The organism is Mesorhizobium sp. ANAO-SY3R2 (assembly GCF_042466635.1).
In the GTDB taxonomy this organism is placed as follows: Bacteria; Pseudomonadota; Alphaproteobacteria; order Rhizobiales; family Rhizobiaceae; genus Aminobacter.
This window is the reverse complement of sequence record NZ_CP159954.1, coordinates 140,092-166,145: the sequence shown is the minus strand read 5'-3', so window position 1 is coordinate 166,145 and position 26,054 is coordinate 140,092. Positions and strand designations below refer to the sequence as shown.

At 62.1% G+C, this 26,054-nt stretch carries 23 protein-coding genes; 20 read left to right on the top strand and 3 right to left on the bottom strand.

The window, feature by feature from the left end; genetic code table 11:
* Window positions 1-236 precede the first annotated feature (236 nt).
* Window positions 237-809, top strand: coding sequence for a PaaI family thioesterase (locus tag ABSY17_RS03600; RefSeq protein WP_378942436.1), 573 nt, complete (start codon window positions 237-239; stop codon window positions 807-809).
* A 143-nt stretch (window positions 810-952) separates the two neighbouring features.
* Here the strand turns inward: ABSY17_RS03600 and ABSY17_RS03595 are convergent, their stop codons facing one another.
* Window positions 953-1,645, bottom strand: a complete 693-nt coding sequence (locus ABSY17_RS03595) for an enoyl-CoA hydratase-related protein (RefSeq protein WP_378942433.1) — start codon at window positions 1,643-1,645, stop codon at window positions 953-955.
* Window positions 1,646-1,845: 200 nt separating this feature from the next.
* On the opposite strand from ABSY17_RS03595, the gene ABSY17_RS03590 reads away from it, so the two are divergent.
* The 19 genes from ABSY17_RS03590 (at window position 1,846) to ABSY17_RS03500 (ending at window position 24,579) form a co-directional block, all read left to right on the top strand.
* On the top strand, window positions 1,846-2,658 hold the full coding sequence (locus tag ABSY17_RS03590; RefSeq protein ID WP_378942431.1) for an enoyl-CoA hydratase/isomerase family protein: 813 nt from the start codon (window positions 1,846-1,848) through the stop codon (window positions 2,656-2,658).
* A gap of 43 nt (window positions 2,659-2,701) precedes the next feature.
* The gene (locus tag ABSY17_RS03585; RefSeq protein WP_378942428.1) at window positions 2,702-3,739 is read left to right on the top strand and encodes an enoyl-CoA hydratase/isomerase family protein; all 1,038 of its coding nucleotides are present in this window, start codon (window positions 2,702-2,704) and stop codon (window positions 3,737-3,739) included.
* 2 nt (window positions 3,740-3,741) lie between these two features.
* The gene (locus tag ABSY17_RS03580; RefSeq protein ID WP_378942426.1) at window positions 3,742-4,890 is read left to right on the top strand and encodes an acyl-CoA dehydrogenase family protein; all 1,149 of its coding nucleotides are present in this window, start codon (window positions 3,742-3,744) and stop codon (window positions 4,888-4,890) included.
* 129 nt (window positions 4,891-5,019) lie between these two features.
* Window positions 5,020-6,180, top strand: coding sequence for an acyl-CoA dehydrogenase family protein (locus tag ABSY17_RS03575; protein ID WP_378942423.1), 1,161 nt, complete (start codon window positions 5,020-5,022; stop codon window positions 6,178-6,180).
* Between the two features lie 23 nt (window positions 6,181-6,203).
* Window positions 6,204-7,586 (top strand): phenylacetate--CoA ligase family protein, encoded by a 1,383-nt coding sequence (locus tag ABSY17_RS03570; RefSeq protein ID WP_378942421.1) that lies wholly within the window; start codon window positions 6,204-6,206, stop codon window positions 7,584-7,586.
* 1 nt (window position 7,587) lies between these two features.
* Window positions 7,588-9,213, top strand: a complete 1,626-nt coding sequence (locus ABSY17_RS03565; protein ID WP_378942419.1) for an acyl-CoA carboxylase subunit beta — start codon at window positions 7,588-7,590, stop codon at window positions 9,211-9,213.
* 18 nt (window positions 9,214-9,231) lie between these two features.
* Complete coding sequence (locus ABSY17_RS03560) at window positions 9,232-11,238, top strand: biotin carboxylase N-terminal domain-containing protein (RefSeq protein ID WP_378942416.1); 2,007 nt, start codon at window positions 9,232-9,234, stop codon at window positions 11,236-11,238.
* Entirely contained in the window at window positions 11,235-12,191 is a 957-nt protein-coding gene (locus ABSY17_RS03555; RefSeq protein WP_378942414.1) for a hydroxymethylglutaryl-CoA lyase, read from the top strand. The genes ABSY17_RS03560 and ABSY17_RS03555 overlap by 4 nt, the downstream gene beginning before the upstream one ends.
* A gap of 14 nt (window positions 12,192-12,205) precedes the next feature.
* Window positions 12,206-12,988 (top strand): 2-ketocyclohexanecarboxyl-CoA hydrolase, encoded by a 783-nt coding sequence (gene badI, locus ABSY17_RS03550; RefSeq protein ID WP_378942412.1) that lies wholly within the window; start codon window positions 12,206-12,208, stop codon window positions 12,986-12,988.
* A gap of 281 nt (window positions 12,989-13,269) precedes the next feature.
* Window positions 13,270-14,061 (top strand): ABC transporter ATP-binding protein, encoded by a 792-nt coding sequence (locus ABSY17_RS03545; protein WP_378942410.1) that lies wholly within the window; start codon window positions 13,270-13,272, stop codon window positions 14,059-14,061.
* A complete protein-coding gene (locus ABSY17_RS03540) occupies window positions 14,058-14,837 on the top strand; it encodes an ABC transporter ATP-binding protein (protein ID WP_378942407.1) in 780 nt (259 codons plus the stop codon). Before ABSY17_RS03545 ends, ABSY17_RS03540 begins: the two co-directional genes overlap by 4 nt.
* Window positions 14,834-16,681 carry an AMP-dependent synthetase/ligase gene (locus ABSY17_RS03535; protein WP_378942405.1) on the top strand — a complete coding sequence of 616 codons (1,848 nt, stop codon included), beginning with the start codon at window positions 14,834-14,836 and terminating at the stop codon, window positions 16,679-16,681. Before ABSY17_RS03540 ends, ABSY17_RS03535 begins: the two co-directional genes overlap by 4 nt.
* On the top strand, window positions 16,678-17,550 hold the full coding sequence (locus tag ABSY17_RS03530; RefSeq protein WP_378942403.1) for a branched-chain amino acid ABC transporter permease: 873 nt from the start codon (window positions 16,678-16,680) through the stop codon (window positions 17,548-17,550). Before ABSY17_RS03535 ends, ABSY17_RS03530 begins: the two co-directional genes overlap by 4 nt.
* Window positions 17,550-18,596, top strand: coding sequence for a branched-chain amino acid ABC transporter permease (locus ABSY17_RS03525; RefSeq protein WP_378942400.1), 1,047 nt, complete (start codon window positions 17,550-17,552; stop codon window positions 18,594-18,596). The genes ABSY17_RS03530 and ABSY17_RS03525 overlap by 1 nt, the downstream gene beginning before the upstream one ends.
* A 25-nt stretch (window positions 18,597-18,621) precedes the next feature.
* Entirely contained in the window at window positions 18,622-19,797 is a 1,176-nt protein-coding gene (locus tag ABSY17_RS03520; RefSeq protein ID WP_378942398.1) for an ABC transporter substrate-binding protein, read from the top strand.
* A gap of 115 nt (window positions 19,798-19,912) precedes the next feature.
* Complete coding sequence (locus ABSY17_RS03515) at window positions 19,913-20,515, top strand: TetR/AcrR family transcriptional regulator (protein WP_378942395.1); 603 nt, start codon at window positions 19,913-19,915, stop codon at window positions 20,513-20,515.
* 145 nt (window positions 20,516-20,660) lie between these two features.
* The gene (gene pcaF, locus ABSY17_RS03510) at window positions 20,661-21,866 is read left to right on the top strand and encodes a 3-oxoadipyl-CoA thiolase (RefSeq protein WP_378942393.1); all 1,206 of its coding nucleotides are present in this window, start codon (window positions 20,661-20,663) and stop codon (window positions 21,864-21,866) included.
* Between the two features lies 1 nt (window position 21,867).
* Window positions 21,868-23,838 carry a 3-hydroxyacyl-CoA dehydrogenase NAD-binding domain-containing protein gene (locus ABSY17_RS03505; RefSeq protein ID WP_378942390.1) on the top strand — a complete coding sequence of 657 codons (1,971 nt, stop codon included), beginning with the start codon at window positions 21,868-21,870 and terminating at the stop codon, window positions 23,836-23,838.
* Window positions 23,839-23,979: 141 nt separating this feature from the next.
* Complete coding sequence (locus ABSY17_RS03500; RefSeq protein ID WP_378942387.1) at window positions 23,980-24,579, top strand: energy-coupling factor transporter transmembrane component T family protein; 600 nt, start codon at window positions 23,980-23,982, stop codon at window positions 24,577-24,579.
* 15 nt (window positions 24,580-24,594) lie between these two features.
* Here the strand turns inward: ABSY17_RS03500 and ABSY17_RS03495 are convergent, their stop codons facing one another.
* Together ABSY17_RS03495 and ABSY17_RS03490 are read right to left on the bottom strand one after the other, a co-directional pair.
* Window positions 24,595-25,263 carry an energy-coupling factor ABC transporter ATP-binding protein gene (locus tag ABSY17_RS03495; protein WP_378942385.1) on the bottom strand — a complete coding sequence of 223 codons (669 nt, stop codon included), beginning with the start codon at window positions 25,261-25,263 and terminating at the stop codon, window positions 24,595-24,597.
* Window positions 25,264-25,288: 25 nt separating this feature from the next.
* The gene (locus ABSY17_RS03490) at window positions 25,289-25,798 is read right to left on the bottom strand and encodes a biotin transporter BioY (protein WP_378942544.1); all 510 of its coding nucleotides are present in this window, start codon (window positions 25,796-25,798) and stop codon (window positions 25,289-25,291) included.
* Window positions 25,799-26,054: the final 256 nt, after the last annotated feature.

The following is a 26,054-nucleotide window of genomic DNA, read 5'->3' as shown; positions in this document are numbered from 1 at the left end:
GAGACATTCGCCAGAGGCTGCTTCGCCGCTTGAAACGGACAGTAAACTGTTTTTAAATTGAACGTGCGACGTCAAGTGAGTCACTGCTCGAAGGCGGTGACAAGCTGCGAAATGAAAGTGCGGTTGCAGGCCATAGCCGCCGGAAGCCCCTGCGATCATTTGCTGATCGAGCAACTGCATGACGAGTGGTCCGAGCCTTGGGCGCGCACCATCGAGTGAAAACGGAGACTCATAGGATGCATACGAAGAGAAGCGACGCCGCGACTGAAGATCACTCTCATCTTGCCCCATCTGGCGCCTGGCGGCTTCTCGATGTCGAATTCGGGTTTCATTCTTCCTTCGGCCCGGTTTTCTTTCGCGAGACGGCCGACGAGCACCTGTTGCTGGGATTCCGCTGCACCCAGCGTCACATGAACCCCGCAGGCTTCTGCCATGGAGGGGCACTAGCGGGCTTTGCCGACTATGCGGCCATCGGCGCCCAATACCAACTTGGTTTTGACCGCTCGGTGGTTCCTACTGTGACTCTGACAGTAGATTTTCTTCAGGGCGTACTCTTGGGTGACTGGGTCGAGGCGCGGGTCGAGGTCACCAACAAGTCCGGCAAAATGTGCCATACGCAGATGGTCGCCTGGGTGGATGGCAAGCCGGCTCTTTCGTCACGGGGGATCTTCAAGCTCTCCAGTTCGCGCGAGATTGCCGAATCTCCGTTCTACCGCCAGCTCAGAAGGCTATGGCCCCGTGCGGTTGCACGCAGTGACCATGAAAACACCGCAGGGAATTTCCATGCTCTGGCGCATTCCGGGAGCTGATGTTTCAGCGGATGCGATAAGCGGCGGCTGCCTGCCTGCGTCACATCAAATGATGCGACGACAGGTCAGGGCCGCAATGCCCCGACCTGTTTGGCCGCTTGGCCGATAGCTGAATTTGCCAGCGAGCGCTTCTTGAACGGCGATTATCCCCATTGCGGCCGGCGCTTCTCCAGAAACGCGGCGATGCCTTCTTTCGCGTCGCTCGTCTGCCAAGCCGCAACAATCGCGTCGACGCCGATATTGGACCATTCGCTTTCGTCGGATGTGCAAAGCCTGTGAACCAGTTGCTTGGACGCGCGCACCGCTTCCGGGGAGGCGCGCAGGATGTTCGAAAGTGTCGCCTCGACGGCGGCGTCCAGCTGCTCGGGCGGAACGACCTGCTGCACAAGGCCCATGCGCATCGCCGCATCGCAATCGATAATGCCCCCGGTCAGGGCGGCTACGCGCATTGCGGGGGCACCGATACGCCGCAGGACGCATGGAGAAATCGTGCCTGCCACAACGCCCAGGCGCACCTCCGTCAGGCCAAAGGTCGCATTGCTGCTCGCAATGGCAATGTCGGACGAGCATACCAGGCCGAAGCCACCGCCATAGGCCGCGCCATTCACCCGGGCGATCACCGGAACCGGGAAGGTCGTGATCGTTTCAAGCAGCCTCCCCAAGCGCGAAACATCCCGGCGGCCCAGGCCCTCGGGGTCGTTCAGCGCCGCCTGCATCCAGCCAAGGTCGCCACCGGCACTGAACGTATCACCGGCTGCGGCGATGACGACCGCGCGCAGCCCGGGATCACCCGCAGCCTGCAGCAGCGCTTCAGACATCGCATCCACCGTGGACATGGTGAAGGCGTTTTTCTGCGCTGGCCGGTTGAGCGTGATCGTCAGGACGCCTGACGCGCGGATGTCGACAACTATGTCTTCCATGGCTCTGCCTTGCATTTTTCGGTTGCTATATAAAACGGTCTGTTGTTTTTATTTATGCATAGCACCAATGATGCTGCAAGTGCGATGTCCAGCGAGTCGGGGAGGCGCGGGAAGCGATGACTTCACAGCAAGCGAGCGAGGTTTCCGTTCAATTTGAAGCTGTTGGCGGCATCGCAGCCGTCTGGCTGAATCGGCCCGACGCGGCGAACTCGATAAACCTCGGGCTTGCGGCGGAACTGCGCCAGACGTTTGCCTTGATCGCCGCGCGGCAGGACATTCGCGTGGTCATCCTGCGCGGGCGTGGCGGAAAATTCTGCGCCGGCGGCGACATGGGCATGTTCGTGGAATTCGCCGATGAGCTTGGCAGCCACCTGCGCGGCGTCATCGGCGACTTCCATGCGGCCGTCCAGGCGATCCACGATCTGTCCGTGCCGGTCGTTGCCGTCGTTGAAGGTCCAGCTGCGGGCGGCGGCATGTCGCTTGCGCTAGCCTGTGACTTCGTCATTGCCGAGGAGAAATCGAAATTCGCGCCGGCCTATCGAAAGCTAGGTGCGACCAGCGACGGTGGACTGTGCAAACTGCTCTCGGACGCCGTTGGCCAGCGAAAAGCCCTTGAGCTGATGCTGACCGGCAATGTCCTGACGGCCAACGACGCTCTTGCTCTGGGGCTGGTGAACCGCGTCGTCCCGGCCGACCGGCTGGAGCATGAGGTTGCGTCCCTGTGCGAGACGCTTGCCGCGAATTCCGGGCCTGCCAACGCCGGCGTCAAGAAACTCATCTATGGCGCGTCGCGGGCAAGTCTGGGCGAGCAGCTAGCAGGCGAGTTGGAAGTCTTTTGCGGGCTCGCCGAGGGCCCGGATTTCCGCGAGGGGGTACGCGCCTTCGCGGAGCGCCGCCCTCCCAACTTCTCGAGAGCGTCTGCGGAATGAGCAATCCTTCCAGGCTTCAGCTTTGGTCGGATCCGGGGTGCGCATGAACCTGCTGCTCAACGACCAGGAGAATGCAATCGCGGGATTGCCTGCCTTGCTGCAATGCAATGAATCTGAAATCTGTGAACTGAATCGTTCGAAGGGGAGGGCGAGTGATCACAGCATGCAAAGGGCGCGCGGGGCAAGGCGCATCAGGGGGCGGGTCACAGAATTTGCCACGCCGTTGCGGAGCATTCCTCCCGAGACGCGTGTCGGCAGCACCCTCGATCTGCCGCATGCGGGCAGAAGGCGCACGCCATTGAGTGTCATATGCACCAAGCCAGCCGAAAACGTGGGGTTGATCACGATCAACCGCCCCTCCAAGAGAAACAGCCTGGACGCCGCATCCGAAAACGCCCTGAGGGAGGCCTGGGACTGGGCTGATCGGGACGCCAGCATCCGCTGCATCGTTCTGACCGGAGCAGGCGACAAGGCCTTCTGCGCCGGCGCCGACATCGGAGAGTTTCTGCCCGAACTGCAGCGCAGGGTCGAAGCGGGCGAGGATGAGGGGAATTTCGGCGGGCTGGCCCGTCAATATCCGACCGAAAAGCCGATTATTGCCGCGATCAATGGCGTCGCATGGGGCGGCGGGCTTGAGCTTGCCTTGGCTTGCGACATTCGCCTCGCCAGCGCCAACGCCAGCTTTGCGCTGCCCGAGGTCCGGTGGGGGATCATCGCGGGCGCCGGCGGTGCGACCCGCCTGCCGCGTCTGCTCCCCGCCGCCGTAGCCGCCGAGATGCTTCTTGCGGGTCTGCCGATCGACGCGGAATCGGCGCGGCTCCATGGCCTGGTCAGCCGCCTTTTTTCCGATCATGGCAGCCTGATGCAGGGGGCATTGGAGTTGGCGACGCGCATCGCATCCAACGCCCCGCTTGCCGTTGCTCAGACCCTCAGCCTGATCCGCAATTCGCGCGGGGTTCTGCAGGGCGAAAGCCTTGATATGGAGCGTGCCGCCTTTCGCCGGATTCTCACGACGAGAGACGCTTCCGAGGGGATGGCGGCTTTCAACGAGAACCGCACACCTGTCTACAAGGGAGAATGAAGTTGGATTTGCTCTATCCTCTGGACGACACAGCCGTCCAGATCCATGAGGCCGCCGAGGCCTTCGCGCAGGACAAGGTCGCACCGCTTGCAGCGGAAGTCGACCGTACCGAGCGTTTTCCGCGCGAACTCTGGCCGGCCTTCGGCGACATGGGTTTCCACGGCATGACCGTGTCCGAGGAGTTTGGCGGTACGGGCCTTGGCTATCTGCATCATGTTCTGGTGTCGGAACAGATCTCGCGGGCCTCGGGCTCGATCGGCATTTCCTATATCGCACATTCCAACCTGTGCATGAACCAGATCCAGATCAACGGAAACGACGCGCAGCGGGCCCGCTACCTTCCGCGCCTGGCCTCGGGTGAACATGTCGGCGCCCTGGCCATGAGCGAGCCGAATGCCGGGTCGGATGTCGTCAGCATGAAGCTGCGTGCCGACATCAAGGGCGACAGGGTGGTGCTGAACGGAAACAAGCTCTGGATCACCAACGGGGCCTTTGCCGATACCTTTGTCGTCTATGCCAAGACCGCGCCGGAAGCCGGAAAGCGCGGCATCTCTGCTTTCATCGTTGAACGCGGCACCCCCGGATTCCGGCCCGCCCAGATTCTCGACAAGCTGGGAATGCGTGGATCGGGCACCTGCGAACTGGTTTTCGAGGATTGCGAAATCCCGCTGGAGAACATGCTTGGCGGGCTGAACGAGGGCGTGCGCGTCCTGATGAGCGGCCTCGACTATGAGCGGATCGTCGCTTCGTCAGCCTCGCTGGGGCTGATGCAGGCCGCCCTTGACGTCGCCATCCCCTATGCACGCGATCGCCAGCAATTTGGCCGTCCTATCGGCTCGTTCCAGCTTATCCAGGGCAAGATCGCCGAGATGACCACGCTGCTGAATGCCGCGCGGGCCTATGTATATACGGTCGCCACCATGGCCGGCACCGGGCGACCTATTCGCAAGGAAGCAGCCAGCGCCATCATGTTCGCTTCGGAAAGCGCCACCAAGGTCGCGCTTGAGGCAATCCAGGTGCTGGGGGGCAACGGCTATATCAACGACTATCCGGTTGGGCGCATCCTTCGGGATGCCAAGCTCTACGAGATCGGCGCAGGCACGAATGAAGTCCGCCGAATGCTGATCGGCCGGGAAATCCTGGGCGTCTGACAAATTCTTCATGCGGCGAGGTCATCTGCCGAGTGCGGGAGATCGACCTTTTCGCGGCAATTAAACAAACGGTTGACCGCATTATTCGAATGGAGTAGCCAGATACCATGACGATGGAGCGATATAGAAATGCTTGATGCCGACTTGATTGCGCAGTTCGTTACGACGATCCGGCGTTTCGTGGATGAGCAGCTCGTCCCCAACGAAGAGATCGTCGCTCAGACCGACGCGATACCCGATCACTTGCTGGCTGCGATGAGCGAGATGGGCCTGTTCGGCCTTTCGATCCCAACCGAATACGGCGGCCTCGGGCTTTCGGCGGAAGAAGAGATGCGGGTCATCTTCGAGGTGGGCCGTGCCTCGCCGGCCTTCCGCTCGATCTTCGCGACGAATGTCGGCATCGGCAGTCAGGCCATCGTGATCGACGGCAGCGATGAGCAGAAGCAGCGCTATCTGCCAAAGCTGGCAACAGGCGAGATGATCGGTTCCTTTGCCCTGACCGAGCCGGACGTCGGCTCGGACGCTGCCTCAGTCAAGACGACGGCGCGCCTGGACGGGGATTTCTACGTCCTTAACGGAACCAAGCGCTTCATCACCAACGCGCCCGAGGCAGGCCTGTTTACCGTCATGGCGCGAACCGGAACCGCGGAAGAGGGCGAGGCCGGCGTGACTGCCTTCCTGGTCGAGGCCGGCACCCCCGGCCTGACGGTTGGCAAGCCTGATCGCAAGATGGGCCAGCGCGGCGCGCATACGGCCGATGTCATATTCCAGGACTGCCGCGTCCCGGTTGCCAATATCATCGGCGGCATTCCCGGTCGCGGATTCCGCACCGCGATGAAGGTGCTGGATAAGGGTCGCCTGCACATCGCCGCTGCCTGCACAGGTGCTGCGCAACGTCTGCTGGAAGAGGCTGTGGCCTATGCGACCGAGCGGCAGCAATTCGGAAAGCCGATCTCCAGCTTCCAGCTTGTTCAGGCCATGCTGGCCGATTGCCGGACCGAGATCTTTGCCGCGCGTGCCATGGTCGAAAACGCGGCCCGGCGGCGCGATGCCGGCGAGGTGGTCACTGCTGATGCCGCCTGCTGCAAGTATTTCGCCTCGGAAATGGTGGGGCGCGTCGCGGATCGGGCTGTCCAGATTCACGGCGGCTCGGGCTACATGGCCGATTTCCCGGTCGAACGTTTCTACCGCGATGTCCGGCTTTTCCGGATTTACGAAGGCACCAGCCAGATTCAGCAGCTTGTCATTGCTCGCCACCTGCTGCGCGAAGCCGCAGTTGCGCGCCGCTGAACTGAGAGGAGGGAGGGGATCAGATGCGTTTCAGGAAACCAGAGACTTCTTCGCTTGAAGCGGCCGCAGTTTTCAACAGCGTGGAACTGGCGGACCCGCAGGCCATGCGGGCCTATCAGGAGGCCGCCCTGCGGCGCCAGATGGCCTATCTTGCCAAGAACTCGGATTTCTACCGTCGGCGCTTTGCCGAGGCGGGCCTGAAGTTCGAAGACATCCGGACGGTTGCGGATCTTGCACGCGTTCCGTTCACCACCAAACAGGAATTGCGCGACAGTCTTGCCAAGGTGCGCCCCTTGGGCGAGCACGTCGCCGCAAGGCTCGACGATATCGTCCAGATCCAGGCGTCATCGGGAACGACCGGCAGCCCCTCTTATGTCGGCCTGACCGAGCGTGATGCGGTCGCCTGGCAAGAGATGACCGCCCGCGCGCTTTTCGCCTGCGGCATCCGCCCGGGAGACCTGGTCCTGCACACCTTCTCGATGGGGAAGGGGTTTGTCGGCGGCATCCCGATGTTCCAGGCCGTTCAGTATCTGGGGGCGATCGACATTCCGATCGGCGCGGATGGCGGTGCGGACCGATTGCTTGTCGCGGCCCGCGACCTGCGCCCGCGCTGCATCATCGGAACGCCGAACTTCCTGCTGTATCTGGCCGAGATCGCGCGCACGGTTACGGGCGTTGAAGCCACTGAACTGGGTGTCGAGCGCCTGATCGTCGGCGGTGAGCCGGGGGGTGGCATACCGGCCATACGCGAGGCGCTGGAGTCGCGCTGGAACGCCAAATGCTGCGAGCTCCTGGGCGGGACCGATCTTGGCTGCACCTATTGGGCCGAATCCGACAGCCAGGCCGGTATGCACATGGTCGCGCCCGACCATATCCTTGTCGAACTCATCAATCCGGAAACGGGCGAGCCGATCGACTTCGTCGAAGGGGCGAAGGGCGAGCTGGTCTACACCGCGCTTGCCCGCGAGGCCTCGCCGGTCGTGCGTTTCCGCAGCGGGGACCAGGTCGTCGTCACATCGACCTCGATGGCGGACGGCCGTCCCGGACCGACCATCCGCTGCGTCGGTCGGACCGATGACATGCTGATCGTGCGCGGCGTCAACCTGTTCCCCTCATCGGTGCAGGAGGTTGTCGCGGCGCTGGCGGAAACCAACGGCGTCATGCGGATCGTGGCCGATTTCGAGGGTCACAGCACGCAGGGGAACCTCAAGGTCCTGGTCGAACGGGCACAGGATCGCGATCCGGCGGAAGACGATAGCCTGAAGCAACTGGTCGAGGCGCGGATCCGCAACACACTGGCCGTCAAGGCAGAGGTGCGCGTCGTCCGAACCGACTTCTTTGCCAAGCCCGGTGTCCAGAAAGTGTCGCTGACCCTTCGGGCCATGCCCGATCTGGCCGAGGCGTGACATGGGCCATCAAGGAGACATCGAAGTGCTTTCACACAAGGCCGCCGAGGCCCAAGACGCAGAGCTGAACCGCGCAGCCTATGACGCTTTGACGGAAGATCTGCGCGCCCGTCGCGCCCTTGCCCGCAAGGGCGGCTCTGACATTGCCCGCGCCCGGCACCTGGACAAGGGCAAGATGCTGGTTCGCCAGCGGATCGGCGCGCTGCTTGATCCGGGTTCTCCCTTCCTGGAGCTGGCCGAGCTGGCCGGGGAAGGGTTCTATGGCAAGGACGTTCCCCCAGGGGCGGGGATCGTGACAGGCGTCGGCATGATCTCGGGCCGGGCCTGCATGATCATCGCCAATGACGCGACCGTCAAAGGCGGGACCTATTTCGGCATGACCTGCCGCAAGCATGTCAGGGCACAGAAATTTGCGTGGGAGAACCGTCTTCCCTGTGTGACGCTTGTCGATTCAGGTGGGGCTTTTCTGCCCGATCAGGCCAACATCTTCCCCGATGACGGGCTGTTCGGCTCGATCTTCTACAATCAGGTCGGCATGTCGGCCGATGGCATCGCGCAGATTGCCGTGGTGATGGGCCCTTGCACGGCTGGCGGTGCGTATATTCCGGCGCTTTGCGATGAGGTCGTCATCGTCAAGGGGCAGGGCTACATGTATCTTGGCGGGCCGCAGCTTGTGCAGGCCGCGACCGGCGAACAGGTCGACGCGGAATCCCTTGGCGGTGCCGTCATGCACAGCAGCGTCAGCGGCGTGACCGACCACCTGGCCGAGAACGATGCGCATGCGCTGGCCATCACCCGCAGCATCGTGGCGGAACTGCCCGAGCGTGCCGCACCGCTTCGGCCCCGCGCCATCCCGCGTGCCCCGGCCATGGAGACGTCCAGAATCCGCGAGCTCGTCAATTGCGATCCGCGGCGTCCGAACGATACCCGCGCCATTTTGCGCGGTCTCCTGGACGATGGCGCCCTGCAGGAGTTCAAGGCCGAGTATGGCACCACGCTGATCACCGGGTTCGCCCGGATCGGGGGCTATCAGGTGGGGGTCCTGGCCAGCAACGGCGTGCTGTTCACGGAGTCGGCCAACAAGGCGACGCATTTCATCAACCTCTGCTGCCAGCGAAACATCCCGCTGGTGTTCCTGGCGGACGTTTCAGGCTTCATGGTCGGTCGCGAGGCTGAAACGGCAGGTATCGCCAAGGCCGGTGCTAAGTTCGTCACCGCGATGAGTTCGGCCACCGTGCCGAAATATTCGATCATCATCGGCGGCTCCTATGGCGCCGGCAACCTGGCGATGTGCGGCCGCGCGTTCAAGCCTACGGCGATGTTCATGTGGCCGAACGGCCGGGCCGCGATCATGGGGCCGGAGCAGGCCGCCACGACGCTGTCCCTGGTCAAGCGGCAGGCGCTGGAGCGCGCCGGAGAGACCTGGACCGCGGAAGCCGAAAAAGCCTTCAAGGACCCGATCCGGCAGGAATACGAAACCTTCGCGAGTGCCAAGAACTTCGCGCGCAACCTCTGGGTCGATGGGGTGATCGAGCCCGAGGAAACGCGCGACGTTCTGACCCTGCTGCTGGAGCTCTCCGCATCTGTTCCAGCGCCGGAAACCCGCTTTGGCGTGTTCCGCGTGTGATTTTGGAAAGGAACTGACGTGTTCAGAAAGATCCTGATTGCAAACCGTGGCGAGATCGCCTGCCGGATCGCGCGGACCTGCCGTCGTCTTGGCATTGAAGTGGCGACCGTTCACTCCGAGGCGGACCGGGACGCGCAGCATGTGCGCGAAATCGGCGAATCCGTCCTGATCGGCAAGGCATCTGCCACTTCCAGCTACTTGCGGATCGACCGCATCATCGAAGCCGCCCGTCAGGTCGGCGCGGATGCAGTCCATCCCGGCTATGGCTTTCTGGCCGAGAATGCGGAGTTCGCCGCGGCTCTCGAGGCGGCCGGAATTGCCTTCATAGGCCCCTCTGCCGATGTCCTTGCCCGTTTCGGGGACAAGGCCGCAGCAAAGGCCGAGGCTGTCGCTGCAGGTGTGCCGGTGATCGCCGGCACGACCGAGCCCTCGGCCTCTGTGCCCGAACTTGTCGCCGCCGTCGAAGGCATGCGGCTGCCTGTTCTCCTGAAGGCTGCAGCTGGCGGTGGCGGTAAGGGCATGCGCGTCGTCTCGTCGCCCGAGACGCTGGTGGCCGACATCGAGGCCGCAACCCGCGAAGGCCAAAGCTCGTTCGGCAACCCGAACCTGATCGTCGAGCAATATCTGCCCGAGGCGCGTCATATCGAGGTGCAGGTTCTGGGTGACGGGCAGGGCAGGGTGATCCATCTGTTCGACCGCGAATGCAGCCTGCAGCGCCGCCATCAGAAGGTGATCGAGGAAGCCCCCGTCACCAGCCTGCCCGAGGCTCTGCGCCAGTCCATCCTGGATCAGGCCGTGCGCCTGTGCGAGGCGGTCCGCTACCGAGGTCTTGGCACGGTGGAATTCATCGCGCGCGACAACGAAGCCTATTTCCTCGAGGTCAATCCGCGCATTCAGGTCGAGCACCCGGTCACTGAAGAGATCACCGGGCTGGACCTGGTCGAGTTGCAGATCCGCGCAGTCGCCGAGGGTTGTCTGCCGCTGAGCCAGTCCGATGTCTCGTCACGAGGTGTCGCGGTCGAGGCCCGGCTCTATGCCGAAGATCCCGAGACCGATTTCCTGCCCTCGACCGGCCGCATCGAGCAATTGCGGTTGCCCTCGGGGATCCGGGTCGATTCCGGGATCATGCCGGGCATGGTCGTCACGCAGTTCTACGATCCGATGATCGCGAAGCTCATCGCCTGGGGCAGCAATCGGCGCGAGGCCTATGACCGGCTTGCGGCGGCGCTGGGCGAAACCGCTGTGGCCGGCGTCCGCACCAATCTTTCGCTGCTTCGTACGCTTTGCGCTGACGATGACGTCCTTGCCAACGACGTCCATACCGGCTCGATCGCCCCTGTTGTCGCCGATCTTGCCATCACACCCGCCGCAGAGCCTGCAGAGGTCGCAATCGGCGCCGCTCTTTGGTTGCGCGAACAGCGCTCGGGTAAGGTCGGGGCCTGGTCTGGCTGGAACGGGCTGGCGGGCTGGCGCCTTGGCGCCGTTGATGAGGACGGACAAACCGCGCCGGTTCTGCGGTTGATCGATGGCGAGGCCAAGCATCTCGTCTCGTTCGGTGCCGTAACATCGGATGATTGCGTGCCGGTTTTCGTGGACGGTCTTCGCCATGAGGTGCGCATCAATTCCCACGAAGGGTCAACGTCGCTTCTGGTCGAGGTCGAGGGCCGTTCGCTTGTGCTGGATTTCTCTTGCGAGGCAAGCAAGCTCTCCTTCGTCTACGGCACGCGCGACGTCTCCCTGAAGGCCGAGCCTTATCTTTCGGGCATGATCTTGTCTGGTGCATCCGCCGGCGATGCCGAGGTGAAGGCTCCGATGATGGGCCAGATCGTTGCCGTCGATGTCCAGCCCGGACAGCGCGTCGTTGCCGGAGATCGGCTGGTGCTGATGGAATCCATGAAAATGGAGCTGGTCCTGCGCGCCCAGACATCAGGCACGGTGGCTTCCGTCCATTGCGCGGCAGGTGACATGGTCGAGCGTGACCAGCCTGTTGTGATCATCACCGCAGAAGAAGCAGCAGCAGCATGAGCGCGGATCTTCCCAAGCGTATCGAGATCCACGAGGAAGGCCCGCGCGAGGGGTTCCAGTTCGAGCGGGAAATCTTCCCGCTTGCCGACCGGGTCGCCTTTGTCGATGCCCTGACCGAAACCGGCCTGCAGCAGATCCAGGTCGCTTCCTTTGTCAGTCCGAAGGCCGTTCCGCAAATGGCCGATGCGGAAGCTTTCTTTGCGGCGGTCCGCAAGAAGCCGGGCGTCCGCCACACCGGTCTCTGGCTCAACGAGGCGGGGTTCGGCAGGGCGAGACAATGCAGCGGCATCGATCTGGTCGGCTCCCTCTACCTCTACACGACGGATGCGTTCAGCCAGCGAAACAATGGCTGCACCGCCGCCGAGATGCGGCAGCGTCAAGAAAGCTGGATCGACAGATATGACGCGCTGGGGATCGAGATCGAAGCGGTTTACATCATGACCGTCTTCGGCTGCGCGTTGCAGGGCGAGGTTCCGCTCTCGGCGCTGGACGAAAACCTGGACTGGATTGCCCGTCAGTTCAGCGACAAAGGTCGAACCCTGCCGGCGATCTATCTGGCCGATACCGTTGGCTGGGCCGTGCCGACCATGATCGAAAGCCGCATCGGCCGCGTGCGTGAACGTTTTCCCGACGCCCGGATCGGGCTGCACCTTCACGATACGCGAGGCGTCGGCATAGCCAACTTCCTGGCGGCGCTGCGCATGGGCGTCGACCTTTACGATTCCTCGGTCGCGGGGCTGGGCGGCTGTCCGTTTGCCGGACATTCGCACGGCGCTGCCGCTGGCAATGTCTGCACCGAGGACATGGTTTACATGGCGCATGAGATGGGGATCGAGACCGGGATCAATCTCGAACTGCTGATCGAAGCCGCACGCATGGCCGAGCGGATGATCGGTCGCACGCTGGCCGGACGCCTGATGCACGCCGGTCTGCCCCGCCGTGTGACCAACTGACGAGGAGGAACAGGATGCAATACGAGGATATTCTCTATGCCGAGAAGGATGGCGTCGCGACCATCACGATCAACCGGCCCGACAAATACAATGCGTTTCGCCCGCAGACCTGCGAAGAGCTGATTCATGCCTTCAACAGGGCGGGCTGGGACAAGAAGATCGGCGTCATCGTCCTGACCGGCGCAGGCGACAAGGCCTTCTGCACAGGCGGCGACCAGTCCGTTCATGACGGGCAATATGGCGGCCGTGGCACCGTGGGGGTTCCGGTCGAGGATCTGCAGACGATCATCCGCGACGTGCCGAAGCCCGTCATCGCCAAGGTGCGTGGCTTCGCCGTGGGCGGCGGCAACGTCCTGTGCACGGTTTGCGATTTCACCATCGCGGCCGAAAGCGCCCAGTTTGGTCAGGTCGGCCCGAAGGTCGGCTCGGTCGATCCCGGCTTCGGCACGGCCTATCTCGCCCGTGTCGTGGGCGAGAAGAAGGCGCGCGAAATCTGGTATCTGTGCCGCCGCTACAAGGCGAGGGACGCCCTCGCCATGGGCCTTGTCAATGCCGTCGTCCCCGATGACGAGCTTGACGCAGAGGTGGATCGCTGGTGCGCCGAGATCATGGAAAAATCGCCCACCGCGATTGCCATCGCCAAGCGCAGCTTCAACGTCGACACCGAACATCAGCGGGGCATTGGGGGGCTCGGGATGTATGCGGTGAGCCTTTACTACGACACCGAAGAGAGCAAGGAAGGCGGGCGCGCCTTCAAGGAAAAGCGGAAGCCGGATTTCAGGAAATTCAGCCGCTGATCCTGCATTCGACGTGCCGAAGGCTTGAGGCCGGCACACTGCGATCTGTGCAGCTTGCGGTTCAGAATGGTCCGTTGCGGGCAGCCGATGGCTGCCCGGAAGCGTCGTCGTTTTTCCAGGCGGCATTCTGGGACCCAGATGCAGTCTAAAGCGTCTGGAACGAAGAAGTTTAAAAACGGACCTCCGTTTGTATTGACAGGTTTTTGAAGCGAATCTTATAGTCACTCCGAGGAGAGTGGCATTGTGGCGCCGCGTATCGCCGACGCCTGAAAGGGGGAGGGATGTTGGAGGTCGAGAATCTCCAGGTTGTCTACGGGAACTCTATCGAAGCTCTGCGAAATGCTTCCTTCCAGGTTGGAAAGGGATCAATCACCGCGCTTCTGGGGTCCAATGGCGCCGGGAAAAGTACGATCCTGAAGTCGATATCGGGGGTGCTCTATCCCGAGGATGGCAAGATCAGAAGTGGCGGGCTCAGCTTTGAAGGTCTGGATCTGACCAACCTCATGCCAAACGAAATCGTCCGCCTCGGGATTGCCCATGTCCCCGAAGGCCGGCGGTTGTTCATCGAACTGACCGTTGAGGAAAACCTTATTGTCGGCGGGTACACCCGGTCCCGCGCTGAAAACGCCGCGACGATCGAGGAGATCTATACCCTTTTTCCGCGGCTGAAGGAAAAGCGCTCGGCGGTTTCAGGCTATTTGTCCGGCGGCGAGCAGCAGATGGTCGCCATCGGCCGCGCGCTGATGAAGCGGCCAAGGCTACTCATGCTGGACGAACCGTCCTTGGGCATCGCGCCGATCATTGTTGCCGATATCTACCAGGGCATCCGCGAGCTGAACTCAAAGCTTGGCCTGACGGTCCTGCTGGTCGAACAGGATGCCTCGCTGGCGCTGAAGGCGGCTCAATACGCCTATGTGATGGAGAACGGCCGGGTCGTTCTGGACGGCACCCCCGAGGCGCTTTCCCAGAACGAGGACGTTCGCGAGTTCTACCTTGGGGTGGGCGAGCGCGGAGATCGCCGCAGCATGCGCGAGGTCAAACACTATCGGCGTCGCAAGCGGTGGCTCTCATGACGACATTTCTCGAAGTAAAGAATCTCGCCAAGAGTTTTGGCGGCGTGCAGGCGGTCAAGGACGTGTCCTTCACCGTCGAACGTGGAAGCATCTGCAGCGTCATCGGCCCCAACGGCGCGGGCAAGACCACGGTCTTCAACATGATCAGCGGCATCGTGAAGCCCACCTTGGGTTCGGTCCTGCTTGAAGGCCAGGAACTGACGCGCAAGCATGTCTATGACATGTCGCGATTGGGGGTCGGCCGCACGTTCCAGAACCTGGCGGTGTTCAAGCATGCAACCGTCGTGGACAACATCCTTGTCGGCATGCACACGCAGCTGAAAAGCGGTCCCGTCGCTGCGGCACTGTTTTGGGGAAAGACCCGCTCCGAAGAGATCGCGGCACGCAAGCGGGTCGAGGATATCATTGATTTCCTTGGCATCCAGCATGTTCGCGACATGCCGGTCGGTGTCCTTTCCTACGGCATGCAGAAGCGGGTCGAACTTGGCCGGGCGCTGGCAACCAATCCGCGCCTGCTTTTGCTGGACGAAATGGTCTCGGGCATGAACCAGGAAGAGACCGAGGATGTCGCCCGGTTCATCCTCGATATCCGTGACGAGCTGGGAACGACAGTCATCATGGTCGAGCACGACCTCGGCATCGTGACCGACATCTCGGACAAGGTGGTGGTCCTCGATTTCGGGCGCAAGATCGCCGAGGGCTCGCCTGACGAAGTTTTCCAGAATGCGGCAGTGATTGCTGCCTACATGGGCGGCGCCCGGGAGGATGCGGCATGAGCACATTGCCGTTCGATCTCAAAAAGGGTGAGGCGACTCTTCCCCAGCTTCTGTTGCATTGGGCCGAGGTCCAGCCAGACAGGCTTGCACTGCGCGAGAAAGATCTGGGTATCTGGCAGCGCGTCACCTGGCGCAAATATGCCGACAATGTCCGCCATTTCGCCGCTGCGCTGGAAAGCCTGGGCTTCAAGTCCGGGGACCGGCTCGCGATCGCGGGCGAAGGCAATCCCGAATGGCTCTATGCCGACCTTGCCACCCAGGCGCTGGGCGGCTGCTGCGTGGGGCTTTATCCGACCAGTCCCTGGCAGGAACTGACCTATATCCTGCAGCATTCGAAAGCCAAGGTGGTCGTCTGCGCAGATCAGGAGCAGACGGACAAGATATTTGACGCGCTGACCTACGACTCGTTGCCCGATCTTGAGTGGATCGTCTGCGTCGATCCGCGCGGCATGCGGAATTATACGCATGAAAAGCTGGTCATGTTCGACGAACTGCTGGCAAGGGGCGCCAAGGCGGATAGTCCGGCTGCAGCCAAGGCCTTCTCGGACAAGGTGAAGGCGCTGCGTCCGGATGACAGGGCGATCATCGTCTATACCTCGGGAACGACGGGCAAGCCCAAAGGCGCGCTGATCTCGCATCGCAACATGGTGGTCTCGGCATCTGGGGTGCTGAGAGGCCATGGCTATTCGGGCTCGGATCACGAGGTCGTCTGCTATCTGCCGCTTTGCCATGTCGCCGAGCGATCCTACTCGACGGTGATGCAGCTATGTCAGGGATCGGTCATCAACTTCGCGGAATCCGTGGATACCGTCACCTCCGATCTGCGCGAGATCGCACCCACGCTTTTCCTGGGTGTGCCGCGGATCTGGGAAAAGATGCAGCAGACGATCATGATCAAGCTGCGGGAATCCTATTCGATCAACCGCAAGATCCTGGACCGCGCCTTCGCCTTCGCGACGGCGGTTGCGCGCAAGGAAATCACGCCTGGCGAAAAGCCTAGCGCGGGCGAAAAGGCCCTGCTTGGCCTGATGCGCTTGACCATCTTCCGCAACTTGCGGCGCTATACCGGACTTCACCGCTGCCAGTCGTGCTTCTGCGGCGCGGCCTCTGTCTCGCCCGAGGTGCTGTTGTTCTTCCGGGCAATTGGGCTACCGATCTACCAGGTCTATGGCATGACCGAGACCGCCGCTGTCGCGATCCAGCAGGTTCCGGGCCGCGAGACCTTCGGCTGCGTCGGCGTCCCGATCGAGGGGGTCGAAATCCAGGTTGCCGAAGATGGCGAGCTGCTCATGCGTGGCGGCAGCGTCTTCCAGGGCTATCTCGACGCGCCCGAAGCCACGGCAGCGGCCTTCAACGACGGCTGGCTGATGTCGGGCGACATCGCGCGGATGGTCAACGGAGAGGTGCAGATCGTCGACCGCAAGAAGGATCTGATCGTGACCTCGGGCGGCAAGAACATCTCGCCATCCGAAGTCGAGAACGCGCTGAAAGACAGCACCTATATCCGCGAGGCCATTGTCGTGGGCGACGGGCGCAACTTCGTTTCGGCCCTGATCCAGATCGACCACGATACGGTTGCGAAATGGGCGCAGGAGAAGGAGCTGTCCTTCACGACCTTCAAGAGCCTGAACAACCTGGCGGAAGTGCGGGCATTGATCGATGCCGAGGTCAAGCAGGCGAATGAACGCTTCGCCCGCGTCTCGCATGTGCGCAAGTTCGTGCTGCTCGACAAAGAGCTCGACCACGACGACGGCGAACTGACCGCCACCATGAAGGTCCGCCGCAAGGCCATCGAAGCCAAATATGTGACGGAAATTCAGTCGATATACGGAGCCTCGGCATGACTTATCTGTTCGCCCTGACAGCTGCGGGGCTGGCCACCGGAGCCATTTATGGTCTGGTCGCCATCGGCTTCGCCATCGTCTTCAAGGCCACGCGCGTCATCAACTTTGCCCAGGGCGAGATGATGATGCTGAACTCCTACCTCGCATACACCATCGCCGTGCACAGCGGCGTCGGCTTCTGGGCGCTGGTTCCGCTCGTGATCATGACCTCGATTCTGGTCGGTCTCGTGATCGAATTCCTGCTGATCCGGCCGATGATCGGTGAATCCCCGATCTCCATCGTCATGATGACCGTTGGTCTTGCGGTCTGCCTGCGTTCGCTGGTCGTCCTGATCTGGGGCTCCGAGCCGCTTGTCCTGCCGGTCTCGCCGGGAGACGCGGTCATCAAGCTTGGCGGATTGCGCTTCTACTCGACGCAGCTGATCGCCATTGCCTGCCTTGCACTGGTGGTGATCGGCTTCTTCATCTTCTACCGCCACACCCGTGCCGGCCTCGCCATGCGGGCAGCCTCGAGCAACGAGACGGTCGCCCTGCTGATGGGGATCGACGTCCGACGTATCTATGCGCTGGCCTGGGTGCTTGCCGCTGTCACCGGCGGGCTGGCTGGACTGCTGATCTCGACCATCTACGAGCTTGGCCCCGATATGTATGCCTTCGGTCTGCGTGCCTTCCCGGCCGTGATCCTCGGAGGTCTGGATTCGGCAATCGGCTCCGCCGTTTCGGGCGTGATCGTCGGCATCCTCGAGAACCTGGGCGAAGGATACATCGGCAAGGGCATCAAGGAAGTCGCCGGCTTCATCGTCATCCTGATCGTCCTGATGGTTCGGCCCTATGGGTTGTTTGGAACTCGCGAAGTGGAACGCGTCTGATGCAAGCTAGACATTTCAAGGAAACCTATTCCGAGCTGCTTAGCTTGACCGATTCCGTGCCCGAAAGGGTGTGGACCGGGATCCTGATTGCCGGTTGTCTCGCTCTGCCATGGGTGGTGGGCAGCTACTCGCTCAGCTTCGCTACCCTGTCGCTGGTGATGATCGTCGGCGTGCTTGGACTGAACCTGCTGACCGGGGTTTGCGGACTTATCTCGCTTGGTCATGCCGGCTTCATGGCGGTCGGCGCGTATGGCGCAGGTATCGCGGCGGCCGATTACGGCCTATCGATCCTGCCGTCCATGCTGATTGGCGGACTGATCGCGGCGGCATCTTCACTGTTGGTGGGTATTCCGTCGCTGCGCCTGAAGGGGCTCTACCTTGCCATCACCACGCTGGCCTTCACGGTCATCTCGACGCATGTCATCCTGAATACGCCCGAGATCACCCGCGGATCGACCGGCCTCTTCCTGCCCGAGCCGAATTTCTTCGGTTATGAACTGAACACGCCGCAGAAATACTACCTGTTCTGCCTGGCGACCTGCGTCCTGTTCGTTCTGGCGACGCTGAACATCATGCGCTCACGCGTGGGGCGCGCCTTCATCGCCATTCGCGAACAAGACATCGCCGCCGAGATGATGGGCATCAATCTGAGGCGCTACAAGCTGCTGGCCTTCGCGATTTCCGCCTTCTACACGGGCGTATCCGGGGCGCTCTTCGCCTATCACATCCGTTACATCAACGTGGACACCTTCGGCCTGACGCTCAGCATCGAGGCCCTGGGCATGATCATCGTCGGCGGCCTCGGGTCGATTGCCGGAGCGATCATCGGCGCCATCTTCATGACGCTGCTGCCGGAAGCGGTGCGCATGTTCTTCGAGCTTTTTGCAACGCAGCTGAACGGTCTTTTCGCGACCCGCGCCCTGGAACTCCGGGGGCTGATCTACGGCGCCATCATCATTCTCATTCTGCGCTTCCAGCCCGAGGGGCTGATCAAGATCTGGCGCGAATGCAGACGCATCTGGGGAAACTGGCCGTTCCGGTACTGAGAACGGCAGTAAAATGGAGGAAACCATGAAGACATCACGACTTGCACTTTCATTGGCTGCTGCCCTGTCGCTAATTGCAGGCGCAGGCAACGCCGCCGAGCCGGGCATCTCGGATACCGAGATCCTGATCGGTGAGATCCTGCCGCTGTCCGGTCCCGGCAGCTTTGCAGGCGAGGCGCATTACCTTGGCACGAAGATCGCCCTGGCTCAGGCCAACGAAGCGGGTGGCGTCGCCGGCCGCAAGGTGGTCTCGATCACCGAGGATGACGGCTATGTGCCCGCCCGGGCATTCCAGGCAGCGCAGAAGCTCCTGAATGTCGACAACGTCTTTGCAATCACCGGGACGTCTGGAACCAGCCATCTTCTGGGGATGATGCCGCTGCTGATCGAAAAGAACGTGTTGACCATGGTTTCGATCAACACGTCCGAAGCCGCCTATGATCCGGTCAAGCGCAACATCTTTGCAGTCGGTACCAGCTACAACCACGTGGTCTATCGCATGATGCGTCATGCCATCGAGGATCTGGGCAAGAAGGGCGGCCGCTTCGGGATCATCTATCAAGAGGACGATTTCGGGGCGAACGTGAAGGCCGGCTATGAACGCGCCGTCAAGGATTTCGGCCTGACGAATGCGATCGAAATCCCCTTCAAGCGCGGCCAGAAGGATTTCTCGGCCGAAATGCTGCGCGTGGCCAGCGAGGATATCGATTTCCTCGTGTCCGGCGGGATCGTTTCCGAAAACGTTGCGGTGATGAAGGAGTCGCGCAAGCTTGGCCTCGACGATATGACCATCGGGACGGTCTGGACCGCGCATCTTCCCATCGTTCAGCAACTGGCTGGGGATGCCGGCAACGGTTACCTCACGGCTGACTACGTCGCGGCGGTCAATGAGCCGGAAGCTGCTCCGTTCATGGAACTGGCGAAGAAATATCTGTCCGAAGAAGAGTTGAAGAAGGTCAACCGCTATTCGATGACCTCCTACACAGGGGCGACGGTTCTGGTTCAGGCAATGCGCAAATGCGAAGCTGATCTGACGCGCGAATGCGTGATCGGAAAGCTGGAAAGCGGCGAACCCTATGACGTGGGCACGATCATCGAGCCGCTGACCTTTACGCCTGATCGGCATTTCTCGAATTCGATGCCGCGCGTGCTGAAGAGTGATCCGGCGAATGGCGGTTTCACCCGCGTAACCAAGGACTAAACGGGGCGGGCAGCAATCGATTGGGCGATTGCTGCCCTCTCAAGCTTGGTTTTCGCCACGATCTCGAATATCCAAAGGAGTCTGAAACTGTCGATGATGACCTGGGGTAAGTGCAATGGCTAGAACAGCTGGCTCGGATGGCGCCAAAACCATGGAGGCTATTCGGAAAGCTGGAATCAAGCGGATCTACCGCGAAGGTTTCGAAGGGATGAAACTTCGCAGCCTGGCCAGTGATGTCGGTATTCAGGCAGGATCCCTCTATAATTACATCCGCCACAAGCAGGAGTTCCTGTACCTCCTTCTCAAGTCCATCATGGAGGAGTTGCATGAAGAACTCGACCAGGAGCTTGAAGGCGTCGATGATCCGCTTGAGGCGCTGAAGCGCTTCACCCGCTTCCATCTTCGCTGGCACACGGCGCGGAAGGAAGAAGTGTTCATCGGGAACATGGAGCTTCGCAGTCTTACAAAGCCGCACTATGCCGAGGTCGTGGCCCTGCGACGGAAATATGAGAACCGGCTGCGCGACATTCTGATCGAGGGAGATGCGCGGGGAATCTGGTCCGTGCCTGATCCGCAGCTCACGACCTTTGCTCTGATTGCTGCATTGACCGGGGTCTGCACATGGTACAAGCCGCGCGGCCGTCTTGGTGGCAATGAAATACTCGAGATCTATACGCAGATCGTATTGCGCGCGGTCGGCCTGAAAGACGCCGACTAGGCTCGGGATATCGGCAGAGGGCAGCCGCCCACCGTTCGCCGATCCTTCAATGATTACCGTCCAGACAACCTGCCTTGTGCGGGGTGGTGTGCCGTGCCTGCGGCACGCGATGCCACCCGACATTGCAAGGTCAAGGAGAAACAGAATGACCTCAGCCTGGCTTGTCGATGGCCTGCGCACGCCTTTCGGCCGTTACGGCGGCACCCTTGCATCGGTCCGGGCCGATGACCTTGCAGCCATGCCCATTGCCGCACTGATGGCGCGCCATCCCGGACTGGATCCGGCGCTGATCGACGACGTCATCCTGGGTTGCGTCAATCAAGCCGGCGAGGATAATCGCAATGTCGCTCGCATGGCGGCTCTTCTTGCGGGACTTCCGGTCAGTGTGCCGGGCGTGACGCTCAACCGTCTTTGCGGCTCGGGGCTCGATGCCGTGGGGGCTGCTGCGCGCGCGATCCGCTGCGGCGAGGCAGGTCTGATCATCGCCGGCGGGGTCGAACACATGACACGCTCGCCCTTCGTCATGCCCAAGGCCGAGGCCGCATTTTCCCGAAGTGGCGAAATTCATGACACGACGATCGGCTGGCGCTTCGTCAATCCGAAGATGCAGGCGGCATTCGGCGTAGACTCGATGCCCGAGACGGCCGACAATGTCGCCGAGACCTTCGGAATCTCGCGGGAGGATCAGGATGCTTTTGCGCTGCGCAGCCAGCAGCGTTGGGATGCTGCACATGCCGCCGGGCGATTTGCCGACGAAATCGCGCCGGTCCAAATTCCCCGCCGCAAGGACGCATCTCTAGTGTTCGATACGGACGAGCATCCTCGTCGCGACACCTCGGCCGAGCAGCTCGCCAAGCTGCGGCCGATCAACGGCGCCGGCAAAAGCGTCACCGCAGGCAATGCCTCGGGGGTGAATGACGGGGCAGCTGCGCTGCTGATTGCCTCGGATGCGACTGTCAAGGCACAGGGGCTGTCGCCGCGTGCAAGGGTAGTCGGAATGGCTGTTGCCGGGATCGAACCGCGCATCATGGGATATGGTCCAGTGCCTGCGGTGAAGAAGCTGCTGGCGCAGACCGGGCTCGGCATCGAACAGATGGATGTGGTCGAACTGAACGAGGCCTTCGCGGCCCAGGGGCTGGCGGTCCTGCGTGGGCTTGGTCTGCCTGATGATGCCGAGCATGTGAACCCGAATGGTGGTGCCATCGCCATCGGCCATCCGCTTGGCGCCTCGGGTGCGCGGCTTGCGCTGACCGCTGCGCTTGAACTCGAGCGCCGCTCAGGCCGCTACGCACTGTGCACGATGTGCATCGGCGTCGGCCAGGGCATCGCGTTGATCCTGGAAAGGGTGTGATATGCCCTCTCGGGAAGAAACGGTCAGACTGGAACGTCACGGTCCAGTTGCGCTGGTCACGATCGACAACCCGCCGGTTAACGCGCTCGGCCGGGCCGTGCGGCAACGCCTCTGGGATTTGACAGCGGAAATCGAGGCCGACAGCGCGATCCGTGCTGTCGTCGTGACCGGATGCGGCAGGTTGTTTGTCGGCGGCGCTGATATCGCGGAATTCGACCTGCCCCCTGCGCCGCCGCATTTGCCCGATGTGCTTGCCCGTATCGAAGGCTCGGCCAAGCCCTGGATCGCCGCCGTGAATGGCGCCGCGCTTGGCGGCGGGCTTGAGCTGGCGCTAGCATGTCACCATCGGCTGGCCGCACCCGCCACGACCTTCGCCCTGCCCGAGGTGCGGCTTGGCGTCATTCCCGGTGCGGGCGGCACGCAAAGGCTGCCCCGGCTGGTCGGGATCGCGGCAGCTCTATCGGTCATTGTCGAGCAGGAGCAGCTTTCAGCCACACGTGCGCTGGAACTGGGGCTGGTGGAGCAGATCATTGACGGATCCCTGATCCAGGGCGCGCTTGCCTTTGCCGTCGATGCCGCGCAGTCGGAGCTGCCTTCGCCCGCATCCACCCGCCCGCTTGCCGATCCGGGCGACGATTTCTGGATCGCTGCCGAAGCCCGGACCCGCAAATCCGCCCGCGGCGCTGCGGCCCCGCTTGCCGCGTTTGCGGCAGTACGCACAGGCGCTTTGTCAGGCTTCGCCGCGGGTCTTGCAGCCGAGCGGGAGAGCTTCCTTCGACTTCGGGCCTCGGAAGAGGCAGCTGCCTTGCGGCATCTGTTCTTTGCCGAACGCGCCGCTCCGCGCCCCGCCGCCCTACGCGGTGTCACGCCGCGCCATGTCGCGCGCGTGGGCGTCGTCGGCGGCGGTACGATGGGGGTCGGTATCGCGGCGGCCATGCGCAATGCCGGGCTTGAGGTCTGCCTTTCGGAACGCGATGGGGAAAGCCTTGAACGCGGCATGTCGAAACTGAAAGCGATCTTCGAGGCTCAGGTCAGGCGCGGCCAGCATTCGCAGGCCGAGGCCGAAAGCCGTCTTGTCGGCGTGACGGCCCATATAGGGCTGGAAGGTCTGGCCGATTGCGATCTGGTCATCGAGGCTGTCTTCGAGGATCTGGCAGTCAAGCGCGCTGTATTCGCCGATCTCGGACGGATCTGCCGCCCCGACGCCATTCTGGCGACCAATACCTCCTATATCGACCCGCGCCAGATTGCCGAAGGACTGCCCGATCTCACCCGGTTCATAGGGCTGCATTTCTTCAGCCCGGCCCAGATCATGAAGCTTCTGGAGGTCATTCCGCTGCCGGAGACGGTACCCGAGGTGTTGGCTGCAGCCTTCAGGCTTGCCTCGCTTCTGGCGAAGGTGCCGGTGCTTGCCGGCATATGCGATGGGTTCATCGGCAACCGCATCCTCAAGCACTATCGTGCCGAAGCTGAAGCCATGCTTCGCGAAGGCGTCGCATTCAGCGATATCGACGCTGCGATGCGCGGCTTTGGCTATGGGATGGGGCCGTTCGAGATGCAGGATCTGGCGGGTCTCGACATCGCATTCATGAATCGCGAGGCTGCGCGTGCGCGTGGAGAGGACGTGCCCGAAAACCCAGGCGACATTCTTGTCCGAGCGGGCCGCCTGGGTCAGAAATCAGGCGGTGGCTGGTATGATTACGCACCCGGAGACCACAAACCGCGGCATTCCGAGGCAACGGTTGCGCTGATTGCACCCATCTCCGGCCCGGCGAAGGCCTTGTCGTCCGAACAGATCGTGCAGCGGCTGGTGGGAGCGATGGCGGATGAGGGTCGCAAAATCCTCAGTCAGGGGATTGCCACCGACCCAGACGCGATCGATCTGGTCGAGGTCCACGGTTACGGTTTCCCCCGGACCAAGGGCGGTCCCATGTTCCTTGCTGCCCGCAAGGGGCGAGTACTCAATTTGTAACGGGTGTGCTGACAATCAGGCGATCCAAGGCTACACCGAGCGGAAAATAGCGTGCGAGGTGCGGCGCCGAAGAGCGTCTCCCGAACGCGCATCGCCGGGACACGGCCATCTGTGACCGCGCCGCGACAGGACCACGATCGAATGCTGGCTGAACTCTATGTGCCGGGCAATAGTCCGCTTCACCGGACACCGCCTCAATATATGATCTTCGGACTAGTCGTGTTCTGCACGCTGCTGTTTTTCTTCAGCGAATGGGGCGTACTTGCTGCCGCGACCGTCCTGGTTCTCGCCGCCTACATGGTCGCCGGTCTGCGGCTGCGCCACGCCGTGGCCGCTCTCCGGCCCGTGCTTTGGGTTCTGGCATTCATCTTCGCGATCCATGTGCTCACGACCGACCTCACGCAGGCGGCATTCGTGGTTGCCCGCTTCATGGTGATGATCCTTGCGGCCTCGGTCGTGACGCTCACCACCCGCACCAGCGAGTTCGTCGACGGCATTCGGGCGATGCTGAAATACGCACCGTCATGGGTCCCGACTGACCGCATTGCGCTGGCGATCGCGCTCACGATCCGCTTCATTCCGTCTGTGCGCACGACGCTCGCCGAGGTTCGGATGGCGCAGAAGGCCCGAGGCCTGGAGCGGAACCTCACAGCGACCCTCGTGCCGCTGGTCGTGCGAACACTGAAGACCGCGGATCAGGTGTCCGAGGCTTTGGAAGCACGCTCGCCCGGCAAACTCTGAGACACAGGGCCTGTTCTACATCTGCGAACGTGCGACGTAGTCCGCTATCACTGCGGCCGGCGAGCCGTCGCCGACGAGGGTGCCGTCCTCGAAGTGCAGGACGCGGTCGAAATCCGCGATCAGGTCGAGATCGTGCGATACCATGACCACATGCTCGTCGAGCTCTGCGATGGTCTTCATGAACAGGTTCTTGTTGCGAAGGTCGAGCAGCGTCGTCGGTTCGTCAAAGACGATCAGCTGTGGTTTCATGACCAAAACGCCCGCCAGCGCGATCAGCTGACGTTCGCCACCGCTCAACTGGTGCGTGAAGCGATCGCGCAGATGGGCGATGTCAAACCGGGCCAGGACCTCGTCGAGGCGTTCTCGGATAAGCGGCGCCGGAAGTTTCAAGTTTTTCAGGCCGAACTCCAGGTCTTCCTGAACGATCGGGTAGACGATCTGGTTCTCCGGATTCTGGAAGACGAAGCCGACGTGCCGCCGTAACTTTCCGCCTTCCGGATCGCTGTCCCATGTGACCGTACCGGTGGTCGGCTTTTCCAGGCCATTGAAGAGGCGCGCGAACGTGCTCTTGCCGGAGCCGTTGCGGCCAATGATTCCTACCCGCCGTTCGGTGACGCCAAGGTTGATATCTCCGAGCACGCATCGACCGGACTTCTGAACGGATACATCTGAGAAGGTAATCATGCGGCTCGGCGGTGCTCCGACGACGTCAAACGTGGGCCGCCGGCACGATGATCGGATAGGAGCGCTTTACGGTCACGATCACCACGGCAGCGATGTAGCACTTGATGAGGTCGCCGATCAAAAAGGGCAGCGAGCCAATGAAGGCTGCCGACATTGAAATCTCCGAGACCGCCGCGCTCCAGGGAATGCCGATGGCATAGAGAACCACGATCCCGCCGACCGCGCAGATCACAAAGGCCTTGAGCGTATTGAGGCCACCCCAGAAGCGTTCGACGAGAAATCCGATGACAAGTGCGGCAAATACCCAGCCGGCCATATAGCCTGCAGTCGGCCCGAGGAAGACCGCGATACCGCCGCGCCCACCCGACAGGAGCGGCAGGCCCATGGCGACGAGGGCAAGGAATAGCACGATCGAGAGCGCGCCGCGGCGAGCGCCGAGAACGCCGCCGGCCAGCATCACGCCGAGCGATTGCGCCGTCACCGGCACGCCGACAACCGGCAGGACGATAGGCGGAAATACGGCCAGAGCAGCCATGATTGCGGCAAACAGTGAAATGAGGACGACGTCGCGCACTTCGGGTTCTCTCGTTGAAACGGAACGCGTGTTCGGATGCACGTAAAACGGTTCTGTTGCAACGGTTGAATTGAAGCGGAGTGGGCTGAATGCCGGGTTGATCACGCGGCTAGAATTTTGAACGGCTCGATGCGATCTCACTGGCGCTGACGTCAGCAGGCCTGTGCCGCCAAAACGATTGGGGAACGGCATGCTGGGATGAAATCGGCCTCGGCGT